We start from the raw sequence: 15955 nt of genomic DNA, 5'->3' as shown, positions 1-15955 counted from the left end.
ATACATGCATGGAGAAACTCATCGGCCACTGGCTGAAGCATGTCGACAACCTGCTGGAGAGCGCCATGGAGCAGGCGCTCGAGACCCTTACCCGCCGGGAGTGGCAGGTGCTCAACGCGGCGGCCCATGACAGCACCGACCCCATGCCGTTCACCGGAGTGGAGGAGGCCAAGGAGCGGCTCACCGCCAGGGGGTGGCTGGCGGGCGGCAAGCTCACCGATGAGGGCAGTGCCGCGCACGCGCGGATCTACGAGCAGGTCGGCGATTTCCGGCGACGGGTAATGGAGGGCGTGAGCCCGCAGGAGTACCAGGCGATGGTGGACGTGCTCCGCCGCATGTCCGCCAATCTCACGACATAGCGCTGGCTTCCAGCACGACGCGGGCCACGAGCTCGGGATCGTCGCTCATCGGCACGTGACCGCAGCCCTTCAGCAGCTTGACCCGCTGCCCCGACCACCGCGCCGCGCGGATGGCCTGGCGGCGCAGCAGGAGCCGGTCGTGCTCGCCCCACGCGATCGTGATGGGCGACTTGGGCGGCGCGGGCGGCATCAATCCGGCGAACGACTCAAGCGTCTCGTCGAAGCCGCTCGCCTCGCTCAGTGCCTGCGCGGCCGCGGCCAGCGCCTGCGGCTCCAGCCTGGACGGGTGGGCGACCAGAATCCCGGTGGACGCGCTGCTCAGGAGCGGGATGGCGCCGAACCTGGCGCCCGCCCGCAAGGCACGCAGCATCGCCTGGGCGTAGAGCAGCTCGGGGCGGGACCAGAAGCCGGCGGGCGACAGGGCCGTCGCCGACCGTACGACGCCGCGCGAGGCCAGCTCGAGCGCGATGTAGCCGCCGAGCGAGTTGCCCGCCACGTGCGGCTCACGGACGCCGAGTCGCGCGCAGAACGACTCGACCGCGTCCGCCAGTGACTCGGCGGTATAGGGGATGCCCTCAGGCAGCCCCGGCGAGACCCCGAAGCCGGGCAGGTCGATCGCGATCACCGTGCGCGAGGCGGCGAGCCGGTCCAGCACCGGCAGCCAGGCCTGCCAGTGGTGGCCGATGCCGTGAATGAGGATCAGCGGCGCACCGGTGCCTCGTCGCTCGAACGCCAGCTCCATACCGCCAGCTAATCACTCACCTGCCGCGAGTGGGAATCTCGAACCAGACGGCTTTGCCTTCCCTGGTGGGACGTGATCCCCAGCGTCGGGCCAGCTGGTCGACGAGGTAGAGGCCGCGCCCGCCCTCGTCGTTCTCCCCCGCGCTGCGGATGCGCGGAAGCCGCAGGTCCTGGTCGAAGACCTCGACCCAGACCGACTCCTCGCCCCTGCGCAGCCTGAGCGTGAACTCCTTGTCGCCGACCACTTCGTCCTCGAAGCCCGGCATGTCCCAGGACTCCTCGAACGGCAGCGGCGGCCCCTCCACGACCAGCTCCCTGCGCGGGATGCTGGCGGTGGCCGCGTGGAGCACGACGTTGGTCACGACCTCGGAGACGAGCAGACAGGCCAGCTCGGCCCGCTCCTCGGGGACGTTCCAGCTGGAGAACGCCTCCGACGCCATGCGGCGCGCCTCCCCCACCATGATCGGCTGGGCGGGGAACGTGCGCTCCTCGACGTCGAGGTCGACGTCGCTGGAGCGGACGACCAGGATCGCCATGTCGTCGTCGATCTCGCCGGGCACGGCCACGGTGGCGGCGTCGGCGATGCGCTCCACCTCGGCGCCGGACATCTTGGCGAGCTTTTCGCAGAGCACGCCGAGCGTCTCCTCCTCGCTCGCCATCTGGCCGTCGCGGCCCGGGCGGCGGTCGACCAGCCCGTCGGTGTAGAGCAGCAGCGCGGCGCCCGGCGGGAGGGTGCGCGTCTCCTCCTTGTAGACCAGGTCGGCGTGCAGGCCCTTGGCGCGGACGCCGAGCGGCTGCCCGACCTCCTCGATGTCGAGCTCGAGGCACTGGCCGTCGACCAGCAGCAGCGGCGGCGCGTGGCCCGCGTTGGCGAACGACAGCTGGCGCGACCATGCGTCGTAGACCAGGTATTGGCAGGTCACGATGGGCGGGATGCTGACCTCGGCGCCGTTGTCGTCGTGCTCGGGCGTGGCGATGATGCGGGTCCACTCGTCGAGCCTGGCCAGGATGTCGGCCGGCGACTTGTCGTCCTGGGCGAAGGCCCGCAGCGCCGCCCTGAGCTGGCCCATGATGGCCGCCGCCTTGGCGCCCCTGCCCTCGACGTCGCCGATCACGATGCCGACGCGGCCGGCCGAGAGCGGGATCACGTCGTACCAGTCGCCGCCGACCTGGGTCTGGATGCCCTGCCCGTGGGAGGCGAGCGGCGCCGCCGGGTAGTAGCGCACCGCGATCTCCAGGCCGTCGAGCTGCGGCAGCGCCCGGGGCAGCAGATATTTCTGGAACGACTCCGCCGTGTGGCGCTCCTCCTCGAACAGCAGCGCGTTGTCGATGGCGAGCGCGACCCTGGTGGCGATGGCGCCCACGAAGTCACGGTCGAAGGCGTCGTAGTGGGGGCTGCGCCGGTCGGTGAGGTTGGACAGGCCGAGGTACATCAGCCCGAGCGTCTCACCGCGCACCAGCAGCGGAGCGACGATGGCGGAGGTCATGCCGATCTCGCCGCACAGCCGCGCGCTGCCCTCGCTGGGGGCCGGAAAGCCGCCGCTGGAGGCGAAGCTCTCGACCAGGATGGTCTCCTGGCGGCGCAGCGCCGTGTCCGCGTAGTGGCCGGTGGGGTAGCGGATCTCCGCGCCCACCGGCTTCCATGTGCCCGATGGCGGCGTCCACCCCTGCACGTGTTGTGAGACCCGGCGGACGAGCCTGTCGCCCTCCATCAGCTCGATGAAGCAGTGGTCGGCGAACTGCGGGACCAGCATCTCGGCGACCCGCTTGAGCGTCTCCTCGACGTAGAGGGAGCCCGCCAGCCGCTCGCCGATGCGCTCGAGCAGGCCGAACCGGTCCTTCTCCCGCTCGTTGCTGCGCAGCGCCTCGCGGGCCATGATGACGATGCCCGTCACCGAGCCCGAGGCGTGGCGCAGCGGCACGGCCTGGGCGCGTACGTAGACGATGGTGCCGTCGCCGCGCCTGACGTCGAACGTGCCCTCCCACACTCCGCCCTTGAGCACGTGCTTGGCCAGGTCGATGGCGAGCGGGTGGTCCTTCTCCAGAATCCCGAGGGACAGGACGGGAGTGTCACGCGACGGCGACTTACGACCGAAGAGCTTCTCGGCGAACGGGTTCCAATAGAGGAGATTGCTGAAACGGTCGGTGACGACCACCGCCATCTCGGCGTGGTCAAGCACAGATCCGGCATTAAGGTGATCAGCCGTTTCCTGTGACAGATCCCCCCAACGGTTCATCCGGAGACCACACCTTGGGGTGGCATGCACGCAAAGCGGACCACGGGCGCTCCTGCAACAGTCTTGGCCAGGGGAGAGTGGAGGGCCTCCCAGGAGGGATTCAACCAAGCAGCTGCGCGCGCGTCAGCGCTTGGAGACAAAAACGTGCGCGGCGACATCACGCGGAAGCTCCGCGGGAGTGTCGTTTGCGTCACCGTCACCTGTCACCCGCACACCGTCGTCGCTCGCCGCGAGCGTCACCTCGCGTCCGGGTTGTATCCCAACTTGCTTGAGTTTAAGCATCACAGCAGGATCGCTTTGCACTTGTTCGCTAATTCGCCGCACGACGACAGGTGTGTCTCTCGGGCCCGCCACGTCCGACATCGATGTCAGCACGTTGGCGGCGCCCTCGGCGGCCTCCTTGGCGCCCAGCTCGCCCAGACCGGGGATGGGGTTTCCGTGCGGGCAGACCGTGGGGTTGTCGAGCAGCGTCACCAGGCGCGACTCGACCGACTCCGACATGACGTGCTCCCAGCGGCACGCCTCGATGTGCACTTCTTCCCACGGAAGGCCGATCACCTGGGTCAGCAGGCACTCGGCGAGCCGGTGCTTGCGCATCACCCGCGTGGCCAGCGTGCGGCCCAGGTCGGTCATCGACAGGTGCCGGTCGCCCTCGACGCGGACGAGGCCGTCGCGCTCCATGCGGGCGACGGTCTGGCTCACGGTGGGCCCGCTCTGCTGCAAGCGCTCCGCGATGCGGGCGCGAAGGGGGACGATGCCCTCCTCTTCGAGCTCGTAAATCGTGCGGAGGTACATCTCCGTGGTGTCGATCAGGCCGTGTGCGGTCAAGGCAGTCCTCCCAAGTAAATGGTACGCCGGTCGGGTGGGGACTGAGCCCGTCCGCATCGGGCACAGGAGCCTCAGGAACCCTATTGGGAGAACGACCGACGATGGATAAGGACGGCAACAAATCAGCGGCCGATTTCCTTCCCGACAGGCGCGATCTCGACTCGCTGCGCCAGGCGGCGGCCTGCTGCGAGGGCTGCGGCCTTTACCGGAACGCCACGCAGACCGTGTTCGGCGAGGGCCCGCAGGAGGCCAGATACATGCTCGTGGGCGAGGTGCCCGGGGACCAGGAGGACCGGCAGGGGCACCCGTTCGTGGGCCCGGCGGGACGCCTGCTGGACAAAGGGCTGGAGGAGGCCGGAATCCAGCGCGATGACGTATACGTCACCAACGCGGTCAAACATTTCTCCTTCACGCTGCGCGGCAAGCGGCGGATCCACCAGAAGCCGACGGCCGCCGAGATCACCGCCTGCCATCCGTGGCTCGACGCCGAGCTGGCCGCGGTGCGGCCGGAGGTGATCGTGGTGCTCGGGGCGACGGCGGCCAGGGCACTGCTGGGGCGGGAGTTCCGGGTGACGCAGCACCGGGGCGAGCCGGTGCCGCTCGGGGACGCGCTCGCCGTGGCCACCGTGCACCCGTCGGCCGTGCTGCGCGCACCCGACAGGGACCTGGCGTACAAGGGCTTTCTGGCCGACCTGAGGGTGGCGGCCGACCTGACGTGACGCCGACAGGCCGGTGGTCAGGGCTTCTCGGCCGACCTGACGTGATGCCAACCGGCCCGGTGGTCAGGGCTTCTCGGCCGACCTCGGAGTGGCCGGCGTGACGCTGCGGGCCCGGTAGTTGCGGAAGCCGGCCACGGAGAGGCCGACGGCCAGCACCGTGACGGCGCAGGCGATGCCGCCGCCCACCCACGCCCCGGTCAGCCCGAACGCGGTCGCCGTCGCCCCGGCCCGCAGGTCGCCGAGGCGCGGCCCGCCCGCCACCACCACCATGAACGCCCCCTGCATCCGACCCCGCATCTCGTCGGGCGCGTACAGCTGCAGGATCGACTGCCGCCACACCGACGAGATCACGTCCGCCACGCCTCCCACAGCCATGAACGCCACCACCAGCCAGAGCTCGTGCACGAGCCCCGCGGCGGCCACGGCCAGGCCCCAGACGGCGATGACCACGACGAGCGCCACGCCCTGCCGCGAGACCCGGCCCACCCAGCCGGAGAACAGCGCCCCGATGACCGAGCCGAAGGCCATGGCGGAGGTCATCAGGCCGAGCGCCAGGCTGGAGCCGCCGAACCGCTCGGCGGTCAGCTCGGGGAAGAGCGCGCGAGGATGGGCGAACACCATCGCGATGATGTCCACCACGAACGACATCAGCAGCACCGGGCTGCTGACGATGAAGCTGAGCCCCTCGAGCACGGCCCTGGCTCCCGGACGTGCCACCTCGCCCAACGGGGGCAGTGAGGGCAGCCTGAGCGCCGCATAGAGGCTGCCGGTGAAGAGCAGGGCATCCAACGCGTACGCCGCCGCGAACCCACCGGTGCTCAGCGCGACCGCGCCGATCATCGGCCCCAGCACGGCACCGATGCTGAAGACCAGCGAGTTGAGCGCGTTGGCCGCGGGCACCAGCTCCTTGTCCAGGATCCTCGGGATGACCGCGCCCCTGGTCGGGCTCGTGATCGCGAAGCCGGTGGCGTTAACGGCGACCGCGGCGAAGATCAGATAGATGTTCCCCAGCTCGAGCAGCGCCTGCGCGAAGATGAGCAGCGTCGCCGCCCAGGCGATGAGCGAGCCGGCGATGAGCAGCTTGCGCCGGTCCACGGCGTCGGCGACCGCCCCACCCCACAGGCCGAAGACGACCAGCGGGATCAGGTTGGCCATGCCCAGCAGCCCGACGTGGAACGAGGAGTGGGTGAGCTCCCAGACCTGCTGCCCGACCGCGACCACGGTCGCCGCGACACCAACGTGGGAAACGGACTGGCCAAGCCATAGCCGCCGATACTCGGGCACACTGAGCGGCCGGGTATCTACCAGATGACGCTTGACCAGCTCCGCGATCGCCACTCAAGGCACATTAAGGCGCGAGCCTTTCCAGGACCCAGCCGGGTCGCGTACGCCGGTAGCGGAGCCTGTCGTGCATCCGGTCGAGCTGTCCCTGCCAGAACTCCACCTCGATCGGATAGACCCGGAAACCACCCCAGAAGTCGGGCACCGGCGGATCTTCCGGCCAGCGCGCTGCCAGCTCCGCATAGCGGGCGTCCAGCTCCTCCCTGGAGCGCACGACGGCCGACTGGCGCGACGCCCAGGCCCCGATGCGCGAGCCGTACGGGCGGGAGTTGTAGTACGCGGCCGACTCTTCGTGGGAGATTCGCGTCACAGTGCCCTCGATGCGCACCTGGCGGCGGATCGGGTGCCAGGGGAAAAGCAGCGACGCGCGGGCGTTCTCGGCCAGATCGCGGCCCTTGCGCGACTCGTAGTTGGTGTAGAAGACGAAACCGCGTTCGTCATAGCCCTTCAGCAGGACCGTCCTGGCGCTGGGCCGGCCGCCCGCGGAGGCGGTGGCCAGGATCATGGCGTTGGGTTCGGGCAGGCCGGTCTCCAGCGCGTCCTGCAACCACATGGTGAATTGCTCAATCGGTTCTGACGCAAGATCGGATTCGAGCAGCGGCTCGCCCTCGTACGTACGGCGAAGCCCCGCCAGCACGGGCGGGCGCGGGGTGGCATCCACGAGAAGGTATTCTTGCGCGCTTGTGTGGTAGATCCCATGCACCCCCTCTCACCAGCGGGTTTGGCCTTACAGCGGGTCCGGAGACCGAGCACGACCTGGGAAGGGGTTAAATTGACCCGCCGGTATCTCGACATCAAGGCATTGCCCAAACATGGCAAGGGAAAGGGAGGCGGCCGAGTATGTCCGACTTCAAACCCGGGCTCGAAGGCGTTGTAGCTTTCGAGACCGAGATCGCGGAACCGGACAAAGAAGGGGGCGCCCTTCGATACCGAGGCGTCGACATTGAGGAACTGGTCGGCCGTGTCCCGTTCGGGGCCGTCTGGGGCCTGCTGGTCGACAACAAGTTCCAGCCGGGCCTGCCGCCGGCGGAGCCGTACCCCATCCCTGTCCACTCCGGTGACATCCGCGTAGACGTGCAGAGCGCGCTGGCCATGCTGGCTCCGGCCTATGGCTTCAAGCCCCTGCTCGACATCAGTGACGAGGAGGCCCGCGACCAGCTCGCCCGCGCCTCCGTCATGGCTCTCTCGTTCGTCGCGCAGTCCGCGCGCGGGCTCGGCCTTCCCATGGTGCCCCAGAGCCGGGTCGACGAGGCCAAGACGATCGTCGAACGCTTCATGATCCGCTGGCGCGGTGAGCCTGATCCCAAGCATGTCAAGGCCATCGACGCTTACTGGACCTCCGCGGCCGAGCACGGCATGAACGCCTCGACGTTCACCGCCCGCGTCATCGCCTCCACCGGCGCCGACGTGGCCGCCGCGCTCTCCGGTGCCGTCGGCGCCATGTCGGGCCCGCTGCACGGCGGCGCCCCGGCCCGCGTCCTGCACATGATCGAGGGTGTCGAGCAGCTCGGCGACGCCAAGAAGTACGTCCAGAGCGAGCTCGACAAGGGCAACAGGCTCATGGGCTTCGGCCACCGCGTCTACCGCGCCGAGGACCCGCGCGCCCGCGTGCTCCGCCGTACCGCCAAGGAGCTCGACGCGCCCCGCTACGAGGTCGCCGCGGCGCTGGAGCAGGCCGCGCTGGAGGAGCTGCACGCGCGCAAGCCCGACCGGGTGCTGGCCACCAACGTCGAGTACTGGGCGGCTGTGGTGCTGGACTTCGCCGAGGTGCCGTCGCACATGTTCACCTCGATGTTCACCTGCGCCCGCACGGCCGGCTGGGCCGCGCACATCCTGGAGCAGAAGCTCACGGGCCGGCTCGTCCGTCCCAGCGCGAACTACGTCGGCCCGGCCTCCCGTCCTCTGAGCGACGTGCCCGGCGCCGCCGAAGTCGCCGGCACCGTCTGACGCTGATCCGTACGGCTGCCGCCACTGCCGCGGCAGCCGTCCATCAGGTCAAGGATCGGGCAGGTCCCTGACGCAGGTCTCACGAGGCGGACCCCGGTCCAGGGCATTCTTGCGGGCTCAGTACGCTGGGCACGTGGCTGACATCGTGATTCCCGCTGACATCAAGCCCGCCGACGGCCGATTCGGCTGCGGGCCCTCGAAGGTACGCACCGAGCAACTGGCCGCGCTCGCCGCCTCCGGCGCGAGCCTCATGGGCACCTCCCACCGCCAGAAGCCGGTCAAGAACCTGGTCGGCCGCGTACGCTCCGGGCTCGCCGACCTCTTCTCGCTCCCCGAGGGCTACCAGGTCGTGCTGGGCAACGGCGGCACCACCGCGTTCTGGGACATCGCCGCCTTCGGGCTGATCCGCGACAAGTCACAGCACCTGTCGTTCGGCGAGTTCTCCTCGAAGTTCGCCGCGGTCACCCAGAAGGCCCCGTGGCTGGCCGAGCCCAGCGTCATCAAGTCCGAGGTCGGCACCCACCCCACCGCGGTGGCCGAGGAGGGCGTGGACGCGTACGCGCTCACCCACAACGAGACCTCGACCGGCGTCGCCATGCCGATCAAGCGCGTGGGCTCCGACGACTCGCTCGTGCTCGTGGACGCCACCTCCGGCGCCGGCGGCCTGCCCGTCGACATCACCGAGGCCGACGTCTACTACTTCGCCCCGCAGAAGAGCTTCGCCTCCGACGGCGGCCTGTGGATCGCGATCATGTCGCCGCGCGCCCTGGCCAGGGTCGAGGAGATCGCCGCGACCGGCCGTTACGTGCCGGAGTTCTTCAGCCTGCCGGTGGCGATCGACAACTCCGCCAAGGACCAGACCTACAACACGCCGGCCGTGGCCACGCTGTTCCTGCTGGCCGACCAGCTCGACTGGATGAACTCCAACGGCGGCCTGGCCTGGACCACCGCCCGCACGGCCGAGTCCAGCCAGCGCCTCTACACGTGGGCCGAGAAGTCGTCCTTCGCCACGCCGTTCGCCGCGCCGGAGTTCCGTTCGCAGGTGGTCGGCACGATCGACTTCTCCGACGCCGTCGACGCCGCGGCCGTGGCCAAGGTGCTGCGCGCCAACGGCATCGTCGACACCGAGCCCTACCGCAAGCTGGGCCGCAACCAGCTGCGCATCGCGATGTTCCCGGCCGTCGACCCGGCCGACATCGAGGCGCTCACGGTCTGCGTCGACTACGTGGTCGAGCACCTCGGCTGACCCGTCCGGCGCGACAGCTCCTTGGCGCGAGCGCGCCCTCTTCCCCGACGCTCCGCGCGAAACAGGCCGGCGACGGCAGCCTGCCGTTGCCGGCCTCCGGCTCGAACAGTAGGAAACTTCTTGCCCGAAATGCTCAGGTCCGGCCAGAGAATCACCCGGTCGAAGAGCCTCGGTTATCTCATGTTCGCCAGCCGATGGCTCCAGGTCCCCCTCTACCTGGGCCTCATCGTGGCTCAGGCGGTGTACGTGTGGCAGTTCGCGCTGGAGCTCTGGCACCTGATCGAGACGGTGCTCCTGCACGCCGCACCGACCGCGGAGAGCGCGCCGTCCGCCGAGGTCGTGGTCATGCTCACCGTCCTGGCGCTCATCGACGTGGTGATGATCTCCAACCTGCTGATCATGGTGATCATCGGCGGCTACGAGACCTTCGTCTCCCGCATCGACCTCAACGACCATCCCGACGAGCCGGAGTGGCTCTCCCACGTCAACGCGAACGTGCTGAAGGTCAAGCTGGCCACGGCCATCATCGGCATCTCGTCGGTGCACCTGCTGCAGACGTTCATCAGAGCCCAGTCGACGCCCAACGACAAGATCATGTGGCAGACGGTCATGCATCTCGCCTTCGTGGCCTCGGCCATCGGCCTCGCCTACATCGACCGCCTGCTGTCCACCTCGCCAGCCGAGCACACGCGGTCGCACCTCTAGCCGCCATCTGGCAGGGACTGCTCGGTCGGGTCGTTCGTGGGCTGCTGCTGGATCCCGCTCAGCCCGACGTAGGTGGGTTTGCCGGGGAGGTTCTGGTGGATCACCAGGAGCGCCGAGCCGCTCGTCCCGGCTACCGCCGGCTCGAACCACACCTTGAGTGTGCACTCGTCATCGACCTCGAGGTCCTGGTGCGCGCAGGCGTCGTCGTGGCGGAAATCTCCGGCTGATTCACCCGTGAATTCGATGTCGGAGATCTTCAGCGTGGCGGTGCCCGTGCTGAGAATGTGCACTTCTCTCGCGCAGCTCTCGCCGACGCATAATTCCAGGGATTTCGGCGTCACGGCGATGTTCGGCGTCCGTTTCGACCCTCCTGGCCGGCTGCTTGGAACGGTGTTGCGCTTCGTGTCGGACTCCGCCGGATTGCCGCCGATCTTTATCTGGCCGGATGTGATCAGCGCCGCTGTGATCGTCGCGACGGCGGCGATCACAGCCGCGGCGATGGCCGCTCCTCGGGTCGACATGACGCCCTCCCAACAAGTGACCGCGAATCCGGCCGCATCCCGTACGTGCGCGCCGACTCGATCGCATTTCAGTTTTCGCTATCCGCGGGGTCCTGTCCACGAGATTTCAGCACCCTTGATCGCGTACTTTCCAGCAAATGCACGGCGCTCCAAGCGGGATCCGGTCAGGGGGCGTCCACCCAGTCCGCCTCCTCGCCGGTGAGCCGCCGCCACTCGGCCGACACCCCCTCGGGGTCCGCATCCCCGGCGGCGCGCAGCCACACCGCCGCCGCCTTCGTCTCGGCGTCCAGCTCGATCAGCAGGTGGAGGCTTTTCAGCAGCGGCTCGATCGCCTCCACCGGGCGCCCGCACTCGACCAGCAGCCCACCGCGCAACGACAGGCAGTCCGCCAGCGCCTCGGGCTCCCCGATCCCGCCGTCGCGGATCGCGATCGCCTCGTCGATCGGGGCCAGGCCCTCGGCGTGCCGGTCGAGCAGGGCGTACCGGATGGCGTTGTTGGCCAGCGCGGTGGCCAGGCGGTCCAGTCCTCTCCCGTCGCGGGCGGCGGCCGGGCTGCCCGGCCGGGTGCCGGGAGAGGCGGCGGCCAGGCGGCGGAGCACAGCCACCGCCTCCTGTACGACCGCCAGTGCCTCCTCCGGGCGGCCACTGTCGCCGTAGGCGTTCGACAGGTTGTTGAGCTCGGTGGCGAGACTGTCCAGATGCAAGTCAGGGCTGGTGGCGGCGAGGTCGCGGAGCAGGGCCACGGCTCGCTCCGCGCGTTCGACCGCGTCGTCGTGCCGACCCATCTCGGCACGGCTGGATGCCGCAGTCGTCAGCGTCGAGACGAGCCTGGGCACGTGGTTGTCCGGGTCGATCTCGGCGAGCCTGTGCTCGATGGCGGTCGCCTCCTCGCTCGCCGCCACACTTTCTGCGGCGCGGCCGGCCTCCTCGTACAGGGTGGACAGTGTGACGAGGGCGTGCGCCAGCTCCGAGTGCCGGTGCTCCCTCGCGAAAGAGCCCGGCTCGGCATCGGCCACGTGGCGGCGCTGTAGCGCCACCGCCTCCTCGGCGGCTGCCAGCGCGGCCTCCTGCCGCCCGGGCGGGCACGCGTCGGCGAACACCCGCAACGCGTTGGCAAGGCCGGGGATGTGGTCCGGGCCGAGGCGGCGGTAGAGGGCAACGGATTCCTCGGCGGCGGCTACTGCCTCCTCCCCCCGGTCCACGACCAGGTAACGCTCGGCCAGGTAGGCCAGCGCCGTGGCCAGATCGCTCACAGCCTCCCGGTGTCTCTTCGGCACGCGGAAGGGCCACAGGCGGCCGGTCGCGGTCGCCCGCCGGGCGTCCTGCCTGGCGACCGCGACCAGCCGCTCCGCCGCCCGTACGCCGAAGTCGCGCAGCACCGATGTCGACATCGGCGTCGCCATCGTCAGGACGAGCAGTTCGCCGTAGGCAAGGCCCTCCTCTTCCTCGACGAAGGACGCCAGCGCGGCACGCAGCGCCTCCGGACGTTCGGCGTGCGTCGTGATGTCGAGCATCGTCACGACCAGGTGCCAGTGCCTGATGCCGAGCAGCGAGCGGAAGATCGAGCGGAAATGTTCCTGTTCGCGGGCCGAGGCTCGGGCCAGCACCTCCAGCGCCCGCTGGCGCTGCTCGACGGTCGCGGCGGGCAGGAGCACGTTCAGCAGGTCGGGGGTGTCCCTGGTGACGGTCGCGACCAGGTGCTCGCCGATCCGGTCCGGCTGGAGGGCGCCCCAATACTCCTCCGCCGGGGCCGGGTAGAGGCCGTGGATCCAGCGTGCCGCCGCCTCTCGCCGGTCGGCGTCGGTGTCGGCCCAGCCCGGCACCGCCTCCAGCGTGGCCCCCGCCTGCGCCGCGTCGTCGGCGCCGCACAGCGCGGCCGCGGCGATCGCCCGTTCGAGCGACTTGGGGTTGAACGTCAGGCCAGCCGCGGCCGCCGTACGCTGCCAATAGCGGCGTTCGTGGTTGAGCAGGACGTCCTCGACCGTGTCCGATCCCGCCACTTCGACCGGATGATCGCCCGACTGCAGCAACTCCACGAGTGCGGCCATCTGGATGGTCAGGATGGACGCGCGGGCGTCGGCGCGCAGCCAGGCGGGCGGATCGATGGCCGTGGCTGCCGAGGCCCATGCGTGGCCGCCGAAGCCAGGGATGCGTTCGAGGTGGCCGGCGAGGTCGCGTAAGGCGTCGCCGAAGGCGGCGCGGCGGCCGCCCTCGTCGGGTTCGAGCGGCTGGAGGGTGTGCACGACGGTCCCGGACAGCGCCGCCTCCAGGTCGGGGTGGCCGGTGCGGAGCTGCGTCCACCACTCCCCGGCGGTGCGGGCCAGCAGCAGGATCCGTACGGCCGGCCCGTCGCCGCCGTGCAGCACCTGCTCCAGCAGGTGCACCACCTGGTCATGCCGGCTCTCGGCGTAGTCCACGACGACGATGAGCGGCACCGTCGTCTGCGCGAAGGCGGCGTAGGCGGCCGGGTCCACGCGCCGGGACAGCAGGTGGCCGCCGACGAAGCCGCGCTCGTACAGGTTGTTCAACAGCCGCCGCGACAGCCTGGTCTTGCCCTGCCCCCCGGGGCCGGCCAGCAGGCGAACGGAGACCCCGCCGCCTTCGCACCAGGCGGTCAGCTCCTCAAGAAGCTCCCGGCGGCCGCGGAAGGCGACCACCTCGGCGTCGGCGCGCAGCAGGAAGGCGGGCGAGCGGAGATCGGTCCGGACCTGCGGCGGGTCCAGCAGTCCGGCCAGTTCCACCGACTCCAGCAGCGGCACGCAGCCGGTCGCGCCCCTGATCAGATCGTGAAAGTCCGGATCGGCCAGGAGGTCCTGAGCGCGGGTGGCGGCCAGGCGGCCGCCGTAAGCCGTGCGGTCCTGGGAGACGACGCCGATCACGAGCCGGCCGTCGGCGGACAAGACGGCCGCACCGGACATGCCCGCCCATGGGGACTCGCCCGGCGCCCCTGGCCTGGGCAGCGAGTCGTCCACGTGGATCTCGTAGCGGCCGGCGGAGGCGGCGGTGCCCGGATTGACGTGACCGGACAGCTGCTCCTCCCACCGTCCGCCCTCCTCGCGCTGCGCCCTCGGGTAGCCGGTGGCCTGACAGGGGACGCCCGGTCTGGTGCCGGTGAGCCGCCCCCACCGCACCGGCCGCCTGCCGGGCCCCTCTTCCGCGCCGGGCACCCGGATCAGCGCCGCGTCCACGGCCCCGGAGCGGCGCCGCCACACCACGATGCCCGCCGACTCCTGCCCGGCCCGCCCGACGGTGACCTCCTGGCCCACGTCCTCGACCACGTGGGCCGAGGTCAGCACCAGCGACGGGGCGACGAGGAAGCCGCTGCCGAACGCCTTGCGGCCGTCGCCCGCCCGGGCGCGCACGTACACAGCTCTCGCGGACTCAGCGACCACGCCTCACCTCCACGTACGATCTAGTTTTCCCCGAAACGTGGGCCGCGATGGGAGGTCGCCGTGAGCGATTCCGAATGGGTGGAGCTGGACGACGCGATCACCGCGTTACGGAGGCAGCTCGACGAGGCACGCAAGCGGGGTGCGGACGAGGATCTGAAGTTCGCGCTCGGCGAGGTGACCGTTGAGTTCGGCATGGAGATCCGGAAGGAGGGATCGGGCAATGCCGGCGTGCGCTTCGGGGTCGTCTCCGTGGGCGCCAAGGGGACGGTGGCCAAGAACGTCACGCACAAGGTGACCATCAAGATGACGCCGCGGACGAGCGCCGGGGAGTCGGTGGACGTCGGCGACGAGGACTGGTAGCCGGCTAGTACGCGGGGATCTCGCGCTTGCGCCGCAGCACCCAGCCGGCCACCACGCCGCCGATGAGCCCGAACAGGTGGCCCTGCCAGGAGATGCCCTGCTGGTTGGGCAGCAGGCCGGCCAGGATCCCCCAGTACGCGATCCCCACGCCGACGGCGATGACGATGTCGAGCAGCCTGCGGTCGAACAGGCCGCGGGCCAGGATGAAGCCGAAGTAGCCGAAGACCAGGCCGCTCGCGCCGACCGTGTAGACGCCGGGGCTGGTCAGCCAGGTGCCGAAGCCGCCGATGAGGATGATCAGCACGCTGGCCCACAGGAACTTGCGCAGGTCGCGCAGCCCGGCCAGGAAGCCCAGGATCAGCAGCGGCAACGAGTTGGCCATGAGGTGGCCGAAGCCGCCGTGCAGGAACGGGGCGAACAGGATGCCGATCAGGCCGTCGGGCTCCCACCCGATGATGCCGAACTCCCGGTCGAGCGTGCCGTTGAGGAAGAAGTCGACGCCCTCCACGACCCACATGACGGCGAGCATGGCGACCACGACGAGGAGGGCGCTCAGCGCACCGGAGAGGAGGGCCCCGGCGCCGCGCCTGGCCGACTCGAACCTGGAACCCGAATAGTCGCTCATGCGCCTCTCCTGGTACGTCGCTTTCTCTTTCTTTACCGTAGCCAGGAACGCTTATGCGCGCGCTAAAGGCGTCCGCTGTCGCGCCGCCCGCGAACCGGTGCGGGGAGTCGTCCAAGAGGCGGGCGGCGCAGAGGTGCGGGGAGGGCGCGGGTGGGGCGCCCTCCCCCGGTTATTCGCCCTTCCACTTGGGTGGGCGCTTCTCGGCGAAGGCCGCGGCGCCCTCCATGGCGTCCTTGGAGCCGAAGACCGGCCCGACGATCGCGCTCTGCTTGGCGAACATCTCCTCCAGCGACCAGTCCGCGGACTCGATGATCACCTTCTTCGTGGCGGCGAGGGCCAGCGGCGCGTTGGCGGCGATCTTGCGGGCCAGCTCCAACGCCCCCGCGAGCGCCTCCCCCGGCGACGTGATCCGGTTGACCAGGCCCAGCTCGTACAGGCGCGAGGCCGGGTAGTGGTCGCCGGTCAGAGCGATCTCCATGGCCACGTGGTATGGAATCCGGCGCGGCAGCCGCATGATGCCGCCCGCACCCGCCACCAGGCCGCGCTTGGGCTCGGGCAGGCCGAACGTGGCCTCCGACGACGCCACGATGACGTCGCACGACAGTGCCAGCTCGAACCCGCCCGCGAGCGCGTACCCCTCCACGGCGGCCACCAGCGGCTTCTTCGGCGGCGACTCGGTCAGCCCGCCGAAGCCGCGCGCCTCGACCACCGGGAAGTCCCCGGACAGGAACCCCTTGAGGTCCATGCCCGCGGAGAAGGTGCCACCGGCACCGGTCAGGACATAAGCGGAAATGTCGGGACGAGCGTCCAGCGTGTCCAGCGCCTCGGCGATCCCCCGCGCCACCGCCCCGTTCACAGCATTACGAGCTTTAGGGCGATTTATCGTGATAACGGCGACGTTCTCGGACTCCTCGACGAGCACTTCGTCAGACAA

General features: G+C 70.1%; 15 protein-coding genes. 6 read left to right on the top strand and 9 right to left on the bottom strand.

Annotated features, from left to right (window positions below):
• Positions 1–8: 8 nt before the first annotated feature.
• On the top strand, positions 9–359 hold the full coding sequence (locus ABN273_RS00790) for a helix-turn-helix domain-containing protein (protein ID WP_349446634.1): 351 nt from the start codon (positions 9–11) through the stop codon (positions 357–359).
• Here ABN273_RS00790 and ABN273_RS00785 read toward each other — a convergent pair.
• The 3 genes from ABN273_RS00785 to ABN273_RS00775 form a co-directional block, all read right to left on the bottom strand.
• On the bottom strand, positions 349–1101 hold the full coding sequence (locus ABN273_RS00785) for an alpha/beta fold hydrolase (RefSeq protein ID WP_349446633.1): 753 nt from the start codon (positions 1099–1101) through the stop codon (positions 349–351). The two genes, ABN273_RS00790 and ABN273_RS00785, sit on opposite strands and share 11 nt — an antisense overlap.
• 16 nt (positions 1102–1117) lie before the next feature.
• Positions 1118–3337 (bottom strand): ATP-binding SpoIIE family protein phosphatase, encoded by a 2220-nt coding sequence (locus ABN273_RS00780; RefSeq protein ID WP_349446632.1) that lies wholly within the window; start codon positions 3335–3337, stop codon positions 1118–1120.
• A gap of 123 nt (positions 3338–3460) precedes the next feature.
• Complete coding sequence (locus ABN273_RS00775) at positions 3461–4165, bottom strand: iron-dependent transcriptional repressor DtxR (RefSeq protein ID WP_349446631.1); 705 nt, start codon at positions 4163–4165, stop codon at positions 3461–3463.
• Between the two features lie 101 nt (positions 4166–4266).
• Here ABN273_RS00775 and ABN273_RS00770 point away from each other — a divergent pair, with 101 nt between their 5' ends.
• Complete coding sequence (locus tag ABN273_RS00770; RefSeq protein WP_349446630.1) at positions 4267–4884, top strand: UdgX family uracil-DNA binding protein; 618 nt, start codon at positions 4267–4269, stop codon at positions 4882–4884.
• Between the two features lie 63 nt (positions 4885–4947).
• Here the strand turns inward: ABN273_RS00770 and ABN273_RS00765 are convergent, their stop codons facing one another.
• Entirely contained in the window at positions 4948–6222 is a 1275-nt protein-coding gene (locus ABN273_RS00765; RefSeq protein WP_349446629.1) for an MFS transporter, read from the bottom strand.
• A 10-nt stretch (positions 6223–6232) separates the two neighbouring features.
• Complete coding sequence (gene pdxH, locus ABN273_RS00760; RefSeq protein WP_349446628.1) at positions 6233–6886, bottom strand: pyridoxamine 5'-phosphate oxidase; 654 nt, start codon at positions 6884–6886, stop codon at positions 6233–6235.
• Positions 6887–7065: 179 nt separating this feature from the next.
• Here pdxH and ABN273_RS00755 point away from each other — a divergent pair, with 179 nt between their 5' ends.
• The 3 genes from ABN273_RS00755 to ABN273_RS00745 all read left to right on the top strand — a co-directional run bounded on the left by ABN273_RS00755 (position 7066) and on the right by ABN273_RS00745 (position 10123).
• Positions 7066–8172: a citrate synthase 2 gene (locus tag ABN273_RS00755; RefSeq protein ID WP_349446627.1), complete on the top strand. Its 1107-nt coding sequence runs from the start codon at positions 7066–7068 to the stop codon at positions 8170–8172.
• Between the two features lie 133 nt (positions 8173–8305).
• Positions 8306–9418: a phosphoserine transaminase gene (gene serC / locus ABN273_RS00750; protein ID WP_349446626.1), complete on the top strand. Its 1113-nt coding sequence runs from the start codon at positions 8306–8308 to the stop codon at positions 9416–9418.
• Positions 9419–9598: 180 nt separating this feature from the next.
• Positions 9599–10123, top strand: a complete 525-nt coding sequence (locus tag ABN273_RS00745) for a TIGR00645 family protein (protein ID WP_349446625.1) — start codon at positions 9599–9601, stop codon at positions 10121–10123.
• On the opposite strand, the gene ABN273_RS00740 is transcribed toward ABN273_RS00745, so the two are convergent.
• Both ABN273_RS00740 and ABN273_RS00735 read right to left on the bottom strand, forming a co-directional pair.
• Entirely contained in the window at positions 10120–10611 is a 492-nt protein-coding gene (locus ABN273_RS00740) for a hypothetical protein (RefSeq protein WP_349446624.1), read from the bottom strand. The two genes, ABN273_RS00745 and ABN273_RS00740, sit on opposite strands and share 4 nt — an antisense overlap.
• A 197-nt stretch (positions 10612–10808) precedes the next feature.
• Entirely contained in the window at positions 10809–14036 is a 3228-nt protein-coding gene (locus ABN273_RS00735) for a trypsin-like peptidase domain-containing protein (RefSeq protein ID WP_349446623.1), read from the bottom strand.
• Positions 14037–14096: 60 nt separating this feature from the next.
• On the opposite strand from ABN273_RS00735, the gene ABN273_RS00730 reads away from it, so the two are divergent.
• The gene (locus tag ABN273_RS00730) at positions 14097–14396 is read left to right on the top strand and encodes a trypco2 family protein (RefSeq protein WP_349446622.1); all 300 of its coding nucleotides are present in this window, start codon (positions 14097–14099) and stop codon (positions 14394–14396) included.
• 4 nt (positions 14397–14400) lie between these two features.
• Here ABN273_RS00730 and ABN273_RS00725 read toward each other — a convergent pair whose 3' ends face one another.
• Together ABN273_RS00725 and ABN273_RS00720 are read right to left on the bottom strand one after the other, a co-directional pair.
• Positions 14401–15021 (bottom strand): rhomboid family intramembrane serine protease, encoded by a 621-nt coding sequence (locus ABN273_RS00725; RefSeq protein ID WP_349446621.1) that lies wholly within the window; start codon positions 15019–15021, stop codon positions 14401–14403.
• Between the two features lie 169 nt (positions 15022–15190).
• Positions 15191–15955, bottom strand: a complete 765-nt coding sequence (locus tag ABN273_RS00720) for a crotonase/enoyl-CoA hydratase family protein (protein ID WP_349446620.1) — start codon at positions 15953–15955, stop codon at positions 15191–15193.

Source organism: Nonomuraea sp. B19D2 (assembly GCF_040137845.1).
Taxonomy (GTDB): domain Bacteria; phylum Actinomycetota; class Actinomycetes; order Streptosporangiales; family Streptosporangiaceae; genus Nonomuraea.
This window is presented reverse-complemented; position numbering and strand designations above follow the sequence as displayed.